This is a genomic window from Pseudomonas sp. Irchel 3H3, from assembly GCF_900187635.1.
Lineage (GTDB): Bacteria > Pseudomonadota > Gammaproteobacteria > Pseudomonadales > Pseudomonadaceae > Aquipseudomonas.
This window is the reverse complement of the sequence record NZ_FYEC01000045.1, coordinates 1-17,012: the sequence shown is the minus strand read 5'-3', so window position 1 is coordinate 17,012 and position 17,012 is coordinate 1. Positions and strand designations below refer to the sequence as shown.

General features: G+C 64.0%; 16 protein-coding genes. 6 read left to right on the top strand and 10 right to left on the bottom strand.

Annotated features, from left to right (window positions below; translation table 11 throughout):
* The first annotated feature begins 193 nt into the window (after positions 1–193).
* From CKW24_RS26705 to CKW24_RS26695, 3 genes are all read left to right on the top strand, one after another.
* Positions 194–904 carry a histidine phosphatase family protein gene (locus CKW24_RS26705; protein WP_095171776.1) on the top strand — a complete coding sequence of 237 codons (711 nt, stop codon included), beginning with the start codon at positions 194–196 and terminating at the stop codon, positions 902–904.
* 51 nt (positions 905–955) lie between these two features.
* Entirely contained in the window at positions 956–1,270 is a 315-nt protein-coding gene (locus tag CKW24_RS26700) for an SCP2 sterol-binding domain-containing protein (RefSeq protein ID WP_095171774.1), read from the top strand.
* Between the two features lie 143 nt (positions 1,271–1,413).
* Positions 1,414–2,277: a LysR family transcriptional regulator gene (locus tag CKW24_RS26695; RefSeq protein ID WP_095171773.1), complete on the top strand. Its 864-nt coding sequence runs from the start codon at positions 1,414–1,416 to the stop codon at positions 2,275–2,277.
* A gap of 6 nt (positions 2,278–2,283) precedes the next feature.
* Here the strand turns inward: CKW24_RS26695 and CKW24_RS26690 are convergent, their stop codons facing one another.
* Entirely contained in the window at positions 2,284–2,688 is a 405-nt protein-coding gene (locus CKW24_RS26690) for a DUF488 domain-containing protein (protein WP_095171796.1), read from the bottom strand.
* 120 nt (positions 2,689–2,808) lie between these two features.
* Here CKW24_RS26690 and CKW24_RS26685 point away from each other — a divergent pair, with 120 nt between their 5' ends.
* Complete coding sequence (locus CKW24_RS26685) at positions 2,809–3,963, top strand: SRPBCC family protein (RefSeq protein ID WP_095171771.1); 1,155 nt, start codon at positions 2,809–2,811, stop codon at positions 3,961–3,963.
* Positions 3,963–5,069 (top strand): SMP-30/gluconolactonase/LRE family protein, encoded by a 1,107-nt coding sequence (locus CKW24_RS26680; protein ID WP_095171769.1) that lies wholly within the window; start codon positions 3,963–3,965, stop codon positions 5,067–5,069. Before CKW24_RS26685 ends, CKW24_RS26680 begins: the two co-directional genes overlap by 1 nt.
* A 38-nt stretch (positions 5,070–5,107) precedes the next feature.
* Here the strand turns inward: CKW24_RS26680 and CKW24_RS26675 are convergent, their stop codons facing one another.
* The 5 genes from CKW24_RS26675 to CKW24_RS26655 all read right to left on the bottom strand — a co-directional run bounded on the left by CKW24_RS26675 (position 5,108) and on the right by CKW24_RS26655 (position 9,496).
* Positions 5,108–5,347, bottom strand: coding sequence for a DUF465 domain-containing protein (locus CKW24_RS26675; RefSeq protein WP_095171767.1), 240 nt, complete (start codon positions 5,345–5,347; stop codon positions 5,108–5,110).
* 123 nt (positions 5,348–5,470) lie between these two features.
* Positions 5,471–7,546 (bottom strand): PAS domain-containing sensor histidine kinase, encoded by a 2,076-nt coding sequence (locus CKW24_RS26670; RefSeq protein ID WP_177440721.1) that lies wholly within the window; start codon positions 7,544–7,546, stop codon positions 5,471–5,473.
* 222 nt (positions 7,547–7,768) lie between these two features.
* The gene (locus CKW24_RS26665) at positions 7,769–8,428 is read right to left on the bottom strand and encodes a DUF799 domain-containing protein (protein WP_095171763.1); all 660 of its coding nucleotides are present in this window, start codon (positions 8,426–8,428) and stop codon (positions 7,769–7,771) included.
* Positions 8,425–8,793 carry a DUF4810 domain-containing protein gene (locus tag CKW24_RS26660; protein ID WP_095171761.1) on the bottom strand — a complete coding sequence of 123 codons (369 nt, stop codon included), beginning with the start codon at positions 8,791–8,793 and terminating at the stop codon, positions 8,425–8,427. Before CKW24_RS26660 ends, CKW24_RS26665 begins: the two co-directional genes overlap by 4 nt.
* Before the next feature lie 28 nt (positions 8,794–8,821).
* Positions 8,822–9,496, bottom strand: a complete 675-nt coding sequence (locus CKW24_RS26655; RefSeq protein ID WP_177440723.1) for a CsgG/HfaB family protein — start codon at positions 9,494–9,496, stop codon at positions 8,822–8,824.
* A gap of 325 nt (positions 9,497–9,821) precedes the next feature.
* On the opposite strand from CKW24_RS26655, the gene CKW24_RS26650 reads away from it, so the two are divergent.
* Entirely contained in the window at positions 9,822–10,772 is a 951-nt protein-coding gene (locus CKW24_RS26650; RefSeq protein ID WP_095171757.1) for an alpha/beta fold hydrolase, read from the top strand.
* 1 nt (position 10,773) lies between these two features.
* Here CKW24_RS26650 and CKW24_RS26645 read toward each other — a convergent pair whose 3' ends face one another.
* The 4 genes from CKW24_RS26645 to lexA are packed head-to-tail and all read right to left on the bottom strand — an operon-like array spanning position 10,774 to position 16,505.
* Positions 10,774–13,872, bottom strand: a complete 3,099-nt coding sequence (locus CKW24_RS26645) for an error-prone DNA polymerase (RefSeq protein ID WP_218274110.1) — start codon at positions 13,870–13,872, stop codon at positions 10,774–10,776.
* Entirely contained in the window at positions 13,848–15,263 is a 1,416-nt protein-coding gene (locus CKW24_RS26640; protein ID WP_095171753.1) for a DNA polymerase Y family protein, read from the bottom strand. The genes CKW24_RS26645 and CKW24_RS26640 overlap by 25 nt, the downstream gene beginning before the upstream one ends.
* A gap of 7 nt (positions 15,264–15,270) precedes the next feature.
* Positions 15,271–15,888, bottom strand: coding sequence for a translesion DNA synthesis-associated protein ImuA (gene imuA / locus CKW24_RS26635; protein WP_095171752.1), 618 nt, complete (start codon positions 15,886–15,888; stop codon positions 15,271–15,273).
* Positions 15,888–16,505 (bottom strand): transcriptional repressor LexA, encoded by a 618-nt coding sequence (lexA, locus tag CKW24_RS26630; RefSeq protein WP_095171750.1) that lies wholly within the window; start codon positions 16,503–16,505, stop codon positions 15,888–15,890. The genes imuA and lexA overlap by 1 nt, the downstream gene beginning before the upstream one ends.
* Between the last annotated feature and the right edge of the window lie 507 nt (positions 16,506–17,012).

The window sequence follows — 17,012 nt, the reverse complement described above, 5'->3', positions numbered from 1 at the left end:
ACGACGGTGCGCCGCTCGATACGCGGGCGCGGATAGCTCCAGCATACCCATGCGACCGCGTTGCGGCCAGCCGTGAAACCTGATGCGAGGGGCCTCCAACGAGCATTTCAAACAAGCGTATGTTTTTTCATTGACAGCTCACCGGCATCCTCATAACCTCGCAAAACCTTCAACGTACCGGGATGACGCGGACGTGGGCAGCATCTACTTGATTCGACATGGCCAGGCCTCCTTCGGTGCAGACGACTACGACGTGTTGTCGCCGACCGGGGTGCGCCAGGCAGAAATCCTCGGCAGCCACCTGGCTGAGCTGGGGCTGAGCTTCGATCGCTGCCTGGCCGGCGACCTGCGCCGCCAGCAACACACCGCCACCAGCGCGCTGGCGCAGTTCGCCGCCGTTGGCCTGCCGGTGCCGACCCTGGAGACCGACTCGGCCTTCAATGAGTTCGACGCCGACGCGGTGATCCGTGCGCTGCTCCCGGACCTGCTGCCCGAAGAACCCGAGGCCCTGCACATCCTGCGCAACGCGGCGCACAACCGCGGCGAGTTCCAGCGCATCTTCGCCCTGATCATCGAGCGCTGGCTGGCCGGCACCTACGACCCGCCCGGCCTGGAAAGCTGGCTCGGGTTTGTCGAACGGGTGCAGGCCGGCCTGCAACGCATACTGGAACAGGCCGACAACACCCAGAAGATCGCCGTGTTCACCTCCGGCGGCACCATTACCGCCCTGCTCCACCTGATTACGCTGATGCCAGCCAAACAGGCTTTCGAGCTGAACTGGCAAATCGTCAACACCTCGCTCAACCACTTGAAGTTCCGTGGTCGCGAGGTGGCCCTGGCTTCTTTCAACAGTCATGCCCACCTGCAACTGTTGAAGGCCCCGGAACTCATCACTTTCCGATGAACCCCGGATTACTGTGACCCTTGCTGTAACACCCCATAAAAGGATCGAACCATGACCTCCGTAGCTGACGCCGTACAAGCAATGCAAGCCAAGTTCAACCCAGCCGCCGCTGCCGGCCTGGACCTGGTGTTCGGTTTCCGTATCGACGAAGACAAGAACTTCTCGCTGGTTGTCAAAGACAGCACCTGCGAACTGAAAGAAGGCGAGAACCCGGACGCCCAAGTGACCCTGGTCATGGACAGCGAAACCCTGCAAGGCATCGTCAGCGGTGAAACCGATGGCATGCAAGCGTTCATGGGCGGCAAACTGCGCGCTGAAGGCGACATGATGCTGGCGATGAAACTGTCCGAGTTGTTCCCGGCCTAAGCCAGCGGCCTCCCCTGTGGAGGCCCGGCCAAGCTGCAGACGAATCCCGCCGCCAAGGCGGGATTCGTCGTTTCAGGCCCCCGACGGGCCTTCAGTGCCCGCTTGCTCTACACTGCGGGGCCCTTTACGTCAGCGACCGGCCCATGGACATCGATCTCGCCCGTACCTTCCTGGAAATCGTGCGTTGCGGCAGCCTGGCCGCCGCCGCGGAAAAACTCCACGTCACCCAGACCGCGATCACCGCGCGGGTACAAAAACTCGAGAGCCAACTGGCCACCACCCTGTTCGTGCGCAACCGTGCCGGCGCCCGCCTGACGGCCGACGGTGAGGCCTTTGTGGTGTATGCCAATCAGCTGGTGCAGACCTGGGAAGCGGCCCGCCGCGACTTGCCCCTGCCGGACGGCTACCGCAATGTGCTGCACATCGGTGGCGAGGTCAGCCTGTGCAATCCGTTGATGCTCAGTTGGGCCCGGGACATTCGCGCCAACATTCCGGCCTACGCCCTGCGCACGGAAATCGGCAACGGCGAAGCCCTGCTGCGGCAGTTGGAAATGGGCGTGCTGGACGCCGCCCTGGTGTTTCAACCCGAATACTGGCCGCGGCTGCAGGTCGAGCAACTGCTCGAGGAAAAGCTGATCCTGGTACGACTGCCCTCGCAACCCGAACCCTATGTGTACATCGACTGGGGCAGCGACTTTCGCCGTCAGCACGACTCTGCGCTGCCGGACAAGGCCAAAGCCGTGCTGAGTTTCAACCTCGGGCCGCTGGCGTTGCAGTACATTCTGCAGAACGGTGGCGCCGGTTACTTCCGGACCCGGGTGGTGCAGTCCTATCTGGACAGCGGGGTGCTGGAGCGGGTGCCCAAGGCGCCGGAGTTCAGCTACCCGACGTTCCTGGTGTATTCGCGCGATCGTGACTCCCAGGTACTGCAGCAGGCGTTCGAGCTACTGCGCCAACTGGTCCAGCGGGAAAGCGACTGGTCACAGCGCTGGGACCCATTGCTCTGAAGGCGCTCAAGGCGCCTTGAACAGCTCGGCATAACACACCGGTGAACTGCCAGTGTCACGTCGGTCCAGCTCGTCCTCCAGCCACTCGGCAAGGACTCGGGCATTGTTCTGCGTCTCATGACGAGCCGCGTAGATCAGCGTCAGCGGGCCACGTTCGGCCAACTCCAGCAATTGCCACCAATGGCCCGGTTGCGCCGCCAACTCTTGTCGGTAACCCAGGCGAAAGTGCGCAAAGTCAATTTCGGCGGTCTTGAAGGCGCGTCGCAGCGCAGTCGAGGGCGCCACCTGCGGCAGCCATTGAGCCAGCGCCAACTGCTGGCGGGGACAATTGCGCGGCCAGAGCCGATCCACCAGCACTCGACAACCGTCACTGGCCTCGGCCGGCGCGTAAGCACGTTTGCAGTCAATCATCACCTGGCCTCCCGGATCGGCATTCAGCGCCTGGATCACCGGCTATTACGCAGATCCATTGGCCGGATAATTTGCCCGCGACTAATCTTCTGTCAATAACAACGACAACAGGTGATCAGGGTGAGGCAAACCACGCAGGCGTTTCGCAACCGATATCGCGCCGAGATCCACCGCTTCTACAATCCGTGGCTGCACGCAGGGTTTGTGCTGGTGTTCGGGATCACGGCGATCAGCCTGTTCTGGGGCACGCTGGAGCAGGTGCAAGTGCTCGAATGGTTGGCGGTGCCGCTGAGCCTGCTGCTGTTCAACCTGGTGGTCTATACCGTGCACCGGCACCTGGGCCATCACAAGCATGCCTTTGCCCGCCTGTTTTATGCCCGTCATGCCGGCGATCACCACAGTTTTTTCGCCCCCGGCCAAATGGCCTACGACACCGCGCGCGACTGGCGGGTGATTCTGTTTCCGGCCTGGCTGATCGTGTTGCATTGCCTGCTGGTCACCCTGCCCGCCTGGTGGTTGCTGGCGCAGTTCAATGGCAACGTTGCTGGACTGTTCGCCGGCTGCATGATCCTCGGCTACCTGACCTACGAAGTGTTTCATGCCTGCGAACACCTGCCGCCGAGCAATCCCCTCACCCGCCTGCCGTGGATCCGCCAGATGCGCCACCTGCATGAACTGCATCATCGGCGCGAGCTGATGCAGGCGCGCAACTTCAACATCGTGTTGCCACTGATGGACTACCTGTTTGACACGCTGTACTGGGAAGACCACCCCAACCACGCCCACCTGCCTTGGAGCAGAACGCCCATGACCCGCCTGCAGCACCAGATCGACATTGCCCGCGAGCCGATTGCCGTGCTCGCCTACGCCAGCAGCGTCACTCGCTGGCCGGAGTGGCACCCCTCCTCGCTGCGGGTCGAGGGGCCGCAAGGACCGCTGCATGCCGGGGCACGTTTTGAAGAGGACATCCACGCCGGAGGTCGCGCCGGGCACCTGAGCTGGGAGGTCAACGAATACTTGCCGGGGCGCCGCTGGAGCGCCCGGGCCCAGGGCGATCACGGCCTGGAATTGTTGCTGACCTATGAATGCAGCAGCGAGGGCGACGGCAGCCGTTTTGTGCGTACCCTGGAGTACCGCTTCAGCGGTCTGTGGATGCGCCTGGCCAATCAATTGCTGCTCAAGCGGCGGATCGACCGCGAGTCAGCGGTGTCGCTGCTGGCCCTGCGCGACCGCGCGCTGGGCACGCTGGGCAAGCCCGCCGGAGCCGTCGCTTGATGAGCGGCGCGCGCCGGCGCGTCAGCCTCAGTGGTTTGCTGTTGGTGGTCGTGGTGCTGGTCGGGCTGTTCCTGCTACTGGCGCCGACCCAGGTGCAACCCGTGGCCTGGAAGCCGTCGCCAGCACCTTCCCTGGTCTCGGGGGTGTTTGCCGAAAACCAACGGCTCAGGGACGTGGAGCACGTCGGCTCGGCCAACCTCCCGGGGCCCGAAGCCCTGCTGCTGGAAGACGGTTTCCTGATCAGCGGCCTGCATGACGGCCGGGTGATCCGCAGCAGCCTGGACGGCAAGATCCTCAAGGTGCTGACCGACACCGGCGGCCGCCCCCTGGGCCTGGCCCGGCATCCGGATGGCCGGCTGATCATCGCCGACGCCATCAAGGGCCTGCTGGCCCTCGATACCCAAGGCCAGTTGATCGCCCTGAGCACCGAGGCCGGCGGCGTGCCCCTGGGCTTTACCGATGATGTGGTCATCGACCGGACCGGGCACTACGCCTATTTCAGCGATGCTTCCAGTCGGTGGGGCTACGGCCATGATGGCGAGGCGATCATCGAGCACGGGGGTGACGGGCGTCTGCTGCGCTATGACTTCCAGAGTGGCAAGACCGAGCAGTTGCTGGACCGCCTGGAGTTCGCCAATGGCGTGGCGCTGGGGCCCAATGACAGCTTTGTGCTGGTTAACGAAACCGGTGCCTATCGCATCACCCGCTACTGGCTGAGCGGCCCCAAGGCACGCACCCGCGAAGTGTTCGTCGACAACCTGCCGGGCTTGCCGGACAACCTCAGCTTCAACGGCCAGGAGCGTTTCTGGGTGGCGTTGTACGCACCGCGCAACAGCCTGCTCGATGGGTTGGCCGGGTATCCGTTCGTGCGCAAGATGATCGTCAGGGCGATGATGCTCCTGCCCAAGCCGGTGGAGCGCCGAGCGTTTGCCCTGGGGTTGGATCTGTACGGCAAGGTGATCAGTAACCTGCAGGATGCCAGCAGTGGCAACTACTCACCCATCACCACGGTCCGCGAGTATGGCGACTGGCTGTATTTCGGTTCGCTGAAGTCCAGTCATATGGTACGACTGCCTTTGGCCAAGGCGTTGTCAGCACTGCCTTGAGTAAATCACGGGGGCGACGCTGCGCCCCCGCCGAGTGGTCAAGCCTTGGAGGCACCGTTCAAGCTTTTGGAGATTTCGTCTTTGATCGTAAGGCGTTTGGCCTTGAGCTTCCTCACCTCGTCGTCGGCCTGGGCAGCGGCTTCCGCCTTCAGTACCTGGGTGTCGATATCCGAGTATTTATCCAGCAGCGCGTGCAGGTGGGGATCATTGGCACGCTTTTTCTGAATGTCTTCCTTTGAATAGCTCAAGTCCTGATACAGGTCATGTTTCACCGGCATGGAACACCTCCGTTTGTTGATCGGTGGCGAACACTTGTCCTGTGTTCACCAGTTATCAGCATGGCCTTGCCTGAGGGTCGCTGTCGACCGTCAATCGGACCAGCGGTGTCCGTTCGTCGCCCCTCACTCGCGGCCGCTCTCCCCCAGGACACTGCGGATCATGCTCAACAGCGCATCCGGACCATAGGGCTTGCTCAGCAAGTAGGTGTCGGGGCTAAGCTGATGATTGTCGGAAATGATGTCGCGGGTATGGCCCGAGGTGAACAGCACCGCCACTGCAGGCACCTGGACCTTGGCCCAGGCGGCCAGGTCGGAACTCTTGATCAGCCCGGGCATCACCACGTCGGTAAAAATCAGGTCCACCGTCGCCCCGTCCAGCAGCAACTGCATGGCACTGTCGCCATTGCCCGCGAGCAACACCTGGTAGCCCGAGGCCTGGAGAAATTCGGCGGCGGTACCACGTACTTCCTCGTTGTCCTCCACCACCAGGATCGTCTCGTTGCCGCCTGTGCCTGGCACACTTCGCGATGGCATCTCACGGCTCTGGGCGCGTTCACTGCGAGGAAAATACATGTGCACGCACGTGCCGCCGCCGACCTCGCTGGTCATCTCGATATGCCCACCGCTCTGTTTGACGAAACCGAACACCATGCTCAGGCCCAGGCCGGTGCCCTGGCCGTCGGCCTTGGTGGTGAAGAACGGTTCGAACGCCTGCTTGAGGGTCGCCGCATCCATGCCCTCGCCGGGGTCGATCACCGACAGGCGCACATAGTCGCCAGCGCTGATGCCCTTGCCGACGCACACGAAGCGATCGAGCACGACGTTTTTGCCACTGATCACAATCGTGCCTTCGCCATGCATCGCGTCACGGGCATTGATCGCCAGGTTGAGCAAGGCGTTTTCCAACTGGTTGCGGTCGACCGAAATGCACCAGGGGTCGTCGGGCAGTTGCACATCGATCTGAATGGTTTCGCCCAGCGCACGCTGCAGCAATTCCCCCAGGCGCTGGTAGATTTGCCGAGGGTTGTAGACCGCCGGCGACAAGGGCTGGCGGCGGGCAAAGGCGAGCAGTTGCGAGGACAGCATGGCACCGCGCTCGACGGCTGCCAGGGCGGCACCGACCCGGCGCTGCACGTTGGCGTTATCGGCTTCATGGCGGGCCAACAGGTGCAGGTTGCCGGCGATCACCTGCAACAGATTATTGAAGTCATGGGCAACGCCGCCGGTCAATCCACCAATGGCTTCGAGTTTCTGCGACTGGCGCAATTGCTCCTCAGCGGCGAGGCGCCCTTCCACCTCATCGGCGACCCGCTGCTCCAGGTTGCGGGTGAACTTGAGCAGGTTCTCTTCGGCAGTCTTGCGCTCGTGGATATCGATCAGCACCCCGGGAAAACGCAGGGGTTGAGCTTGTTCATCGAACTCGCAGCAACCACTGGCCAGCACCCAGCAATAGCTGTCATCCGCCCGCCGGATACGGTATTCAGCATTGAACGGGCCACCATTTTCCAGGGCTTGCTCCACCAACTGATTAACCTCTGGCAAGTCATCGGGATGGATTCTGGTCGCGGCGTACTCGGGTGACATCAGCTCCAGCGACTGCTCGCACGGATAGGAAAAAGTCCGTGCAAACCGCTCATCCCCGGACAGCAGATTGGCCCGAATGTCCCAGACAAACGACCCCAGCAAGGCCCCGGCATTGAGCGCCAGGCGTACCCGTTCGTTGTCGGCACGATAGGCTGCTTCGGCCTGTTCGCGCAGGCGTTCAGAGGTCATGTGGGCGGTGGTTTCCACGACAATCGCGAGGACCCCGGCCGGCACGCCGTCATCATCGGCCACCGGGCTGTAGTAGAGGTCCATGAACACGGCTTCGGGCTGGCCGTTACGCAACAGCTCCAGCTCTTTGTTGCGGTATGAAAGGGTGCCACCAGCCAGGCAGGTGTCGACCACGTTACGGTTGAATTCGGCGACCTCCGGCCAACCCAGTTCCACTGGCGAGCCGAGCAGATAGGGATGACGCCCGCCGGCAAACACCGAATAGGCATCGTTGTAGATCATGTAGCCGGGGCGTCCCCAGAGCATCACCAGCGGCACCGGTGAGGCCAGCAGCAACTGCACCGAACTGCGCAGGCTGCGCGACCAGGTATCGTAGCTGCCCAGTTCGGTGACACTCCAGTCGAACGCGCGAATGCGTTCGGCCATTTCGCCGCTCCACCCGCTACAACCATGATTCTGCGTTAGAAACTGCATCGATGGACTCTGTGCGCACAGCGCAAAGGTGGAACAACGGACCGACGCAGGTGGGCCCGCGCTCAAAGCTTGGAGCGCGGCCGGCGCTGATGGTTTCATTGTTGTCCAACTCGCGGCGCTTGTCAGCCCGCGATGTGCGGGCTGAGCTACGCCTGAATCCGCAGTCAGTTCAGCTCAATCGGTGCCGTACTTGGGCGAACGCGGTCCATACAGCAGGCCTGCTGGTTGCCCAGCTGACAGCAGCCGGACACTGGTGATGCCGGCAACCGGGTGACCGGCGTCGGTGGAGCTGTTGACGATCTGTTTGACCGCCGCGGTAATCAGCATGCCGACCAGGCCGCCACCACCGCCGCCGCCACTCTCTTCGCTGGAGGCCCGGGCGGTGCCAGTCCACAGGGTAGTGCCGGTGCGCAGATCCACCAACTTGGCGCTGGCCGTGACCACGGTGTCGCTGGCGATCAGCATGTAGCTGGTGCCGTACTCACTCACGGTGATGTAGAGCGCGGCGTCGGCACCGAAGATCTCCTGCAGCTTATTGGCGGGCGCCTGGTGGATGTCTGCCGGCGTGGTCAGGCCGTTCTGGCGAAAGGTCTCGTCAACCAGGGCGATGGGCAAGACGTAGTAACCGGCTTCCGCCAATGGGAAGGTCACCTGGGACAGCATGCTGTAAGTGGCCTTGACGTCCGGCGAGTCGTTCAGCGGCGGCAACACCAGGATGCTTTTCGGACGGCTTTGCTTGTACGCCGAATAGTCCACGGTCTTGGGGCTGACACATCCACCCAGCAGGGCCAGGGCCAGGGCCCCAGCCAGCAGTTTTACTGAGCGCACGATCATTTGGCATCTCCGGTCTTGGCGTTCTTGAGCAGGAAGTCCATGTACGGCCCGGATTCGGGAAACAGGGCTTTCTCGGTCCGGAACTGCTGCACCATCTGATCGTCCTTGCCCATGCTCAGGTACAACAGCCCCAGGTGGGCGTGGTAACCCGGTGGCGGGGTGCTGCCCGTGGCATTGATCTTCTGCAGGTCGCGCTCCAGCGCTTCGGCCTGAGCTTCCTTGGGCTCTTCGCCCTTGAAGTACTCATACACCTGGGGCTGGTAGTCTTCCCATTGGTACAGGGTTTTCGGGGTGCTGCATCCGGCCAGCAACACGCTGCCCGACAAGGCCAGGGCCATCATTGGCCACGCCATACACTTGCTCATCGGTATCGCTCCTGGTGATCGACCTTGATCAGTTGCCCGGCTTCCAGGCACCGGCGTTCATGCCGTCTACAAGACGATTGATCGCTTCGCGCATGGCCAGGTCCAGGACCTTGCCGTTGAGGGTCGAGTCGTAGGAAGCGGTACCGCCGAAGCCGATCACTTCGCGGTTGGACAACGCGTACTCGCCCGCGCCCTGGGTCGAATACACCACTTCCGAGGTGCTGATGTTGACGATATTCAGGTTGACCTTGGCGTAAGCCACCTGGGTCTTGCCACGACCAAGAATGCCGAACAGCTGGCGATCGCCGGTTTCCTTGCGACCGAACTCGGTGACATCACCGGTCACCACAAAGTCGGCGCCCTTGAGGCGTTGGGCCTGGCCCTTGATAGCCGCTTCCTGCTGGATTTCACCCATGTTGTCTCGGTCCAGCACGCTGAAGCGGTTGGTCTGCTGCAAATGTGTGATCAGGATGGTCTTGGCCTGGCCACCGAGACGGTCTACGCCATCAGAGAAAATCCCGCGCATGTAGCTGGAGCGGTTGTCGAACTTGCCGACTGCCATAGGCACCCGAGCACCGCTCCAGGCCTGAGTGGCGCTTTCGACTTTGGCCACCGGCAAGGCACGGGAGCTTTCGGTTGCACATCCGCCGAGCGTGGCCGCGATGGCTATCGCTGCACCTGACAGCACCATCCGAGAGATCATTCTCACTGCATATTCCTTATGTAAAAACTGTTTATCCCGGCACGAACAGGCCTGGTTACTGCACGTTGCAGCAACAAAAGATAATGATGGGATGGAAATCGACAGCCAGGCTTCGAGGAGTCGGCGCGCGGCATTATTGCAAAGTGCTATCGCCGAGGACAGCACTAATAAGGCGCTGTGCCGGCCACCTTCGAGGTCGGCAGCAAGCGGAAACTTCAACTGGCAGTTTTTCCCGGTTGCCAGCATTGCCGCGACGCCGCACTCCTCTTCAAATCGATCCTGCAGGGCATGAGCCCACCCACCCCGCCTACAGGACTGTAATGACATGGACGTTGACCCGCGCTTCACCCGTCACGATAAATCCCGCAACCGACTGCTGGCCCATTTGCTCAGTCTTGCGCTGGCCCTGCTGCCTTGCCTGGCCACGGCCCGTGCCGATGGTTTGCCGCCCCCAGGCACCGCCCTGCAGTCCCGTGCGATCCAGGTCGGTGACACGACCTGGGCCTATTACGAGGGCGAGAAAAACGGCCCGAGCCTGCTGCTCGTCCATGGGTTTGCTTCCGGCAAGGACGTTTGGGCCCGCCTCGCCGCAGACCTCGGCACAGACTTTCACTTGATCATTCCCGACCTTCCTGGCTGGGGTCAATCGACGCGCCTCCCGGGCCAGAACTATGACATTGAAGCCCAGGCGACGCGCCTTGATGGGTTTATCCAGGCGCTTGATCTCCAACAGCTCACCCTGGTCGGTCATTCCATGGGCGGCGCCATAACCGGGGTGCATGCCGTCGAACGGCCACAGCGGGTAGCCCGACTGGCGCTGATCGGATCCCTGGGATTGAGCTTTGTCGAAAACGACTTCATCCGTGCCCTGAATGCCGGTGACAACCCGTTTATCTACGATGACCGTGCCGGTGTCGAACGCACTGCGCGCCTGGTCTACCTCGATCCACTGCCGATGTCCGACCAGCAGGTGGCAGACGCCATCAGCCTCAACCGCGCCCAGCGCCCCTTCATCGAATCGACCCTGGAGCAAATCCGCCCGCCTTCCCAATGGCAGGCATTGGACCCGCGCCTGGGCCGGCTCAACATACCGGTGCTCGGCGTCGGCTGCCGCGAGGATCGAGTGATCGATATCTCTGCCCTGCAGACCCTGGAAAACCGCCTGCCGCCCCATCAGGCCCGGCAGTTGGTGACCCTGGACGACTGCAACCACTTGCCCATGCTGGAGCGTCCAGTGGAAACCGCGCGACTGTTGCGCAATTTCGCCAACGGCTGATTCAATGAAAATCCCGACTGTGCACGCTGATGCCGTTCAGCAGCGGACTCAGGTCGCTCAGGCGGCCGGCGATCAGGTGGCGCACTTCGCCGACCTTTTCCCAGCGCCCGTCGACCTTGAGCAATTGCGCCCCGACCAGGGTCTTGCGCTGGCGCTCGGCGAGGTCGCGCCAGACCACCACGTTGATGTTGCCAAACTCGTCTTCCAGGGTGACGAAGGTCACGCCACTGGCGGTGCCCGGACGCTGGCGGCCGGTGACCAGGCCGGCGACGCTGACGTTGCGTCCGTGTTCGACCTCCAGCAACTGCCGTGAGCTGCGGCAACGCCGGGCCCGCAACTGCTCGCGCAACAGTGCCAGCGGATGGGGGCCGAGCGTGGTGCCGACGCTGTGGTAGTCGGCGTGCAGGTCTTCACTGACGGTGGGGGCTGGCAGGCTCACCGGCGGTTCGTCCTGGCTCGGCAAGCCGGCGAACAGTCCCAGTTGTTGCTGCACCCCCGCCACCTCCCAACGCGCCCGGTGACGATTGCCGGCGAGCGGACGCAAGGCGCCGGCATCGGCCAGCAACGCATGGGCCCGGGCATCGAGCCCGGCGCGCTGGCCAAGGTCGGCCACATCGACGAAGGCCCGGCACAGGCGTGCCGCCTCGATACGCCGGGCGTCCTCCTCACGAAACCCCTTGATCATGCGCAAGCCCAGGCGGATCGCCGGCTGCTGCTGGGCAATCGGTTCCAGGCTGCAATCCCAGGCACTGGCGCTGATGTCCACCGGGCGGATCTGCAGTTGATGCCGGCGCGCGTCCTGGAGGATCTGGTCGGGACTGTAGAAACCCATCGGCCAGCTGTTGATCAAGGCACAGGCAAACGCCGCCGGCTCATGGCATTTGAGCCAGCAACTGGCGTAGGTCAGCAGGGCAAAGCTGGCGGCGTGGGACTCGGGGAAACCGTAGCTGCCAAACCCCTTGATCTGCTCGAAGATCTGCGCGGCAAACGCCTCTGAATAGCCGTTTTTCAGCATGCCTTCGCGCAGGCGCACCTGGTGCGAGTCGAGGCCACCGTGACGTTTCCAGGCGGCCATGGCGCGGCGCAGTTGATCCGCCTCGCCGGGGCTGTAGTCGGCCGCCACGATGGCGATCTGCATGACCTGTTCCTGGAACAACGGCACCCCCAGGGTGCGCTTGAGCACCGCTTCGAGCGCCACGCTGGGATAGGTTTCTGGCTCCTCCTTGTTCCGCCGCCGCAGATAGGGGTGCACCATCCCGCCCTGGATCGGCCCGGGACGGACGATCGCCACTTCGATCACCAGGTCATAGAAGGTGCGAGGCTGCAGCCGGGGCAGCATCGACATCTGCGCCCGGGACTCGATCTGGAACACGCCGATGGTGTCGGCGCGGCAGATCATCTCGTAGGTCGGCGGGTCTTCGGCCGGGATATTCGCCAGGCTCAGGTCCAACCCGCGGTGGTAGCGCAGCAGGTCGAAACAGCGGCGAATGGCGCTGAGCATGCCCAGGGCCAGGATGTCGACCTTGAGCAAGCCGACCATGTCCAGGTCGTCCTTGTCCCACTGGATGATCGTGCGCTCGGCCATGGCCGCGTTTTCCACCGGCACCAGGCTGTCCAGCGGCTGCTCGGAAATCACGAAGCCACCCGGATGCTGGGACAGGTGCCGAGGGAAGCCGATCAGTTGCCGGGTCAGGCTCAACACCCGGCGCAGCAGCGGGGTGTCAGGGTCAAAGCCGCTTTCACGCAAACGCGCAAGCCCCGGTGCGTCGTCACTCCAGTGGCCGCAGCAGTCGGCCAGGGCGTTGATCTGGTCGGGCGGCAAACCAAGGACCTTGGCCACATCGCGGATCGCCCCGGCCGCGTGGTAAGTGCTGACCACTGCCGTCAGCGCCGCCCGGCGCCGACCATAGCGCTGGAACACGTATTGCAGGACCTCCTCACGGCGCTCGTGCTCAAAATCGACGTCGATATCCGGCGGCTCGTTGCGCTCGCGGGACAGGAACCGCTCGAACAGCATGTTCATCCGGCTCGGGTCGATTTCGGTAATGCCCAGGGCAAAACACACTGCCGAGTTGGCCGCCGAGCCTCGGCCCTGGCACAGGATGCGCTGGCGCCGGGCGAAGCTGACGATGTCCTCGACGGTGAGGAAATAGCTCTCGTAGCCCAGCTCGGCAATCAGTTGCAGTTCCTTGTCGATCAGCGCCTGCACCTTGCTGTCCGGGCCTTGCGGCCAGCGCCGGGCCAGGCCCTGCGCGGTCAAGTGGCGCAGCCAGGAGGTCGGCGTCTGCCCTTCAGGCACCAGCTCACGAGGGTATTGATAGCGCAACTGAGTGAGATCGAAACGGCAGCGTTGGGCAATCTCCAGGGTTTCGTCGAGCAGCGCGCGCGGATACAGCTCACCCAGCGCCTCAAGACTGCGCAGATGCCGCTCGCCATTGGGGTGCAGGCGCTGCCCGGCGGCGGCCACCGGCACGTGCAGGGCAATCGCAGTCATGCAGTCCTGCAGCGCCCGGCGACCACGGGCATGCATGTGCACATCACCGCTGGCCACGGCGCGGATCTGCAACTGTGCCGCCAGGGCCTGCAGATCGGCCAGGCGCCGGGCATCGTTCTGCCCGCAATGCAACTCCACCGCTAGCCACAACCGCGCGCCAAACAGCCCTTTTAACCAGGCGCCCTCGCCCGGCGCATCGTCCGGGTCCGGCAGCCACAAGACCAACAGCCCGGGCAGGGGCTCGGCAAAGTCTTCGCGCAGGACCCGGTACTGGCCTTTTTCCGCACGCCGCCGGGCCTGGGTGATCAGCCGGCACAGGGCCTGATAACCCTCGATGTTCTCCACCAGCAGCACCAGCTTCGGGCCGTTCTCGATGCGCATTTCACTGCCGATGATCAGCGGCAACCCCTGCACCCTGGCCGCTTGCCAGGCGCGAACGATGCCGGCCAGGGTGCATTCGTCGGTGATCGCCAGGGCCTGGTAGCCCTGGCGCCTGGCCCGTTCGAACAGTTCCCCGGCACTGGAGGCACCGCGCTGGAAACTGAAGTTCGACAGGCAGTGCAGCTCGGCATACCCGCCGCTCATGCAAACCAGCCCTGCAGCCACAGCGGCCCACCCTCGCCCACCCCGCGATAGGCCCAGCCCTGTTGCCCGGCACGAGTCTGGATCAGGTAATAGTCGCGGCGCACATCGGCGCCATCCCACCAGCCGGACTCGATGCGTTCCGGCCCCATGAGAATCCGTGCAGCGCCTTCCTGTACCGCCTGCGGCTCGGTCAGCAACCAGCCCGGGCGCTGCGCCCGCGACAGCAGCGTGGCAGGCTGGCTCTGGGCATGGGGTTGCCAGGCACACTCGGGGCGGTGGTCGGCCTGGAATCCCAGGCCCTGCACGGCATCGTCGCCCAGGCGGGCGCGCAGGCGCTCGCGCAACTGCTCCCAGGGCAAGGATTGCTGCGGGCGTTCGTCGAACAGCTCGCGGCGCTGCGGTACAAAGCTCGGCAAGTCCTGCGCCGACAGGCGAAACCCACGTACCGGGGCCTCGACCTGTACCTGTTCCAGGCGCCCCCGGGCCAGCTCGAACAGCATGCCCGGGTCGCGCTCGGCACTCAGCAGCCCGACCTTGATCAGGGTATCAGGCAGGCCGGCGTGCTCCAGGTACAGGTCGAACCGCTGCACGCCACTGTCACGACCACAGAGAAACGCCGCCAGGTCAGCGGTCAGCCGGCGCAACGGAAACAGCAGGGCCTGGTGCGATTGCACATCAAAATTCAGTTCGATGCGCACGTCGAAGCGGTCCGGCGGCAGGTAGAAGGCCAAGGCCAGCGGTCGGTCGCCCAGCAGGGTATCGAGGTGCTTGAGCACCGCTGCCTCAAACCGCCGGGCCAGGGTTTGCCGGGGTAGCGCCTGGACCTGGCCAAGGGTGCGCAGGCCCATGCGTGACAGGGCGCTGGCGACCGTCGGCGCCAGGCCGATGCGCTCGACCGGCATCTGCCCAAGCAACGGCCCCAGGGCCTGGGAGTCCGACACCGCCAGGCCGTCGTAGGCGTTGGCCAGGATCCGCGCGGCCAAGGGATTGGGCGCCGCCACCAGGCGATGGCGAAACCCCAGGGCCGTCAGCTCGGCACGCAAGCGGGCCTCGAACTGCGGCCAGGGCCCGAACAGCGCCAGGCTCGACTCGATTTCAAACAGTACGGTACGTGGGAAATGCACGCTGACCTGGGAACTGAAGCGGTAGGCCCAGGCCGCGAGAAACTGCTGCCAGTGTTCCACTCCCGCCTGGTCATAGTCGGCGCAGGCAAAAGCCTTGCTCAGGGCCTGGGCGGCCGTCATCGACTGCCCGGCCCGCAAGCCCAGGGCCCGCGCCGGCTCATTCACCGCCTGCAACACCCGGCGTTGTGCCGGGCCGCTCAGCAGCGCCAGCGGCTCGTCGGGGTCGCTGCGCTGACGCAAGACAGCGTCCAGCGCCAGTTGCGGGAACAGGATACAGACCCAGCGCATAGCAACCTCAATGCCCCGGGGCGAAGGCAATGGGCGCCGTACGGGCCAGCCCGCCGCGGCACTTGAGCACCCGCAACTGGGCGGGCCGCGCATCGATAGCGATGCGCAGGGCTGCCGGCGAAGGGTTGATCGCGTCCTTGATCGAGCGATAGGCGAAGGCCAGGGTCTGGCCGGTTTCGGCAGCCACCTGCAAACGCCGCAAGGCGCGGTCATCGGCCTGTTTCGGCCAGCACAGTACTGCGCCGCAACTGCCCGAGCGCAGGCATTGTTCCGCCGCCCACAGGGCCTCGCGGTCACTGGCCTGGATGACCGACAACTGGCGCAGGTCGATCCCGGCGTTCTGCCACGCCTGGGGATAGGGCACGCAGGGCGGCGCCACCAGCACCACCCGCTCACCGTCCGCGGTCAGCCTGGCCAGGGTCGGCCACACCAATTGCAACTCACCGACGCCCTGCCCGGCAATCAATATCTCGCTGAGTGCCGCTTCCGGCCAGCCGCCGCTGGGCAACGCCGCGTCCAGCGCAGCATGCCCGGTGGGTTGGCGGCTGACGTCGGCGGGCGCAGGCCGGCCTTTCCAGACCTGGCCGCGATGGAACAGGGTGTCCAGCGCAACGACGGCACCCATCAGCCTTGTCTCACCAGGCCGCAGAACACTCCTTCGATCGCCAGGTCCTGATCGGCGCTGACCACAATGGGGCTGTAGGCCGGGTTGCGCGGCAGCAAGCGCACGCTGTCCCCGGCCCGTTCAAAGCGCTTGATGGTGACTTCGCCTTCGAGCCGTGCGACCACAATCTGGCCGTTCTGCACCTCGGCACTGCGGCGCACGCCCACCAGGTCGCCGTCGAGGATGCCGTCGCCGATCATCGAGTCGCCCTGCACCCGCAGCAGGTAGTCCGGGGTCCGCGAGAACAGTGCAGGGTCCAGCCACAGCCGGCTGTGCACCTCGGCATCGACCCCCATCGGCGCACCAGCGGCTACCCGCCCGAGCACCGGGATGTCCAGCAACTCGGGGCGCCGCGGCTGGTTGAGCAGCCGAATGCCCCGTGCCTGATGCGGGTTGACCTCGATGAACCCGCCCTCGGTCAGCGCCAACACGTGCTTGCGCGCCACGCTGCGCGAGGCAAAACCAAAGGCCTCGCTGATTTCAGCGAGGCTCGGGGATTGGCCCTGTTGCGCGATACGGTCGCGGATAAAGGTCAGGATGGCGGCACGGCGAGGCGTTAAAGTATTCATGGAGTACATTTGTACTCCTCTCGAATATTTCTTACAAGAGCCATCCGCCGAGGGGTTACCCATAGCTACAGTGGTTTTGGGTTCTCGCAGGTGCGCCCGCCCAACTTGTGTAGGGACGAGCTTGCTCGCGATGGTGGTGTGTCAGGCATTATCGATGTTGAATGGACTGGCCTCATCGCGGCATAGGTATCTACACAACTTTGTAGCGGCCTCTGGGGTGTTGGATTAGACCGAGTACATATCCATTTTTGCGGTAATGGCCACCTATGGTTCCGCTTTTACAGCGGCTCACTTTTGGAGGAGCCCAAAAGTAAGCAAAAGGCTCTTACCCCACCACTCGGCACCTCGCTTGGGCTCGGTGTGCCCTCACTCCGGCTTGAATCCGTGGGCCGCCGCCACGCGCCATCCATGGCGCGGGGCGGCTAACCCGGCGTCCTGCCGGGTTACCCACGGCTTCAAGCCTGCGTTCGGCCAGCGTGGTTAACGGGGCGCCCAGGATCAAAAGCCAGAGCCAGA

Bases quoted from the DNA above. Each gene is read 5' to 3' on its own strand.
- CKW24_RS26700 (WP_095171774.1), top strand. From the start codon at position 956: ATGACCTCCGTAGCTGACGCCGTACAAGCAATGCAAGCCAAGTTCAAC.
- CKW24_RS26695 (WP_095171773.1), top strand. From the start codon at position 1,414: ATGGACATCGATCTCGCCCGTACCTTCCTGGAAATCGTGCGTTGCGGC.
- CKW24_RS26690 (WP_095171796.1), bottom strand. From the start codon at position 2,688: ATGATTGACTGCAAACGTGCTTACGCGCCGGCCGAGGCCAGTGACGGT.
- CKW24_RS26680 (WP_095171769.1), top strand. From the start codon at position 3,963: ATGAGCGGCGCGCGCCGGCGCGTCAGCCTCAGTGGTTTGCTGTTGGTG.
- CKW24_RS26675 (WP_095171767.1), bottom strand. From the start codon at position 5,347: ATGCCGGTGAAACATGACCTGTATCAGGACTTGAGCTATTCAAAGGAA.
- CKW24_RS26670 (WP_177440721.1), bottom strand. From the start codon at position 7,546: ATGGCCGAACGCATTCGCGCGTTCGACTGGAGTGTCACCGAACTGGGC.
- CKW24_RS26665 (WP_095171763.1), bottom strand. From the start codon at position 8,428: ATGATCGTGCGCTCAGTAAAACTGCTGGCTGGGGCCCTGGCCCTGGCC.
- CKW24_RS26660 (WP_095171761.1), bottom strand. From the start codon at position 8,793: ATGAGCAAGTGTATGGCGTGGCCAATGATGGCCCTGGCCTTGTCGGGC.
- CKW24_RS26655 (WP_177440723.1), bottom strand. From the start codon at position 9,496: ATGATCTCTCGGATGGTGCTGTCAGGTGCAGCGATAGCCATCGCGGCC.
- CKW24_RS26650 (WP_095171757.1), top strand. From the start codon at position 9,822: ATGGACGTTGACCCGCGCTTCACCCGTCACGATAAATCCCGCAACCGA.
- CKW24_RS26640 (WP_095171753.1), bottom strand. From the start codon at position 15,263: ATGCGCTGGGTCTGTATCCTGTTCCCGCAACTGGCGCTGGACGCTGTC.
- imuA (WP_095171752.1), bottom strand. From the start codon at position 15,888: ATGGGTGCCGTCGTTGCGCTGGACACCCTGTTCCATCGCGGCCAGGTC.
- lexA (WP_095171750.1), bottom strand. From the start codon at position 16,505: ATGTACTCCATGAATACTTTAACGCCTCGCCGTGCCGCCATCCTGACC.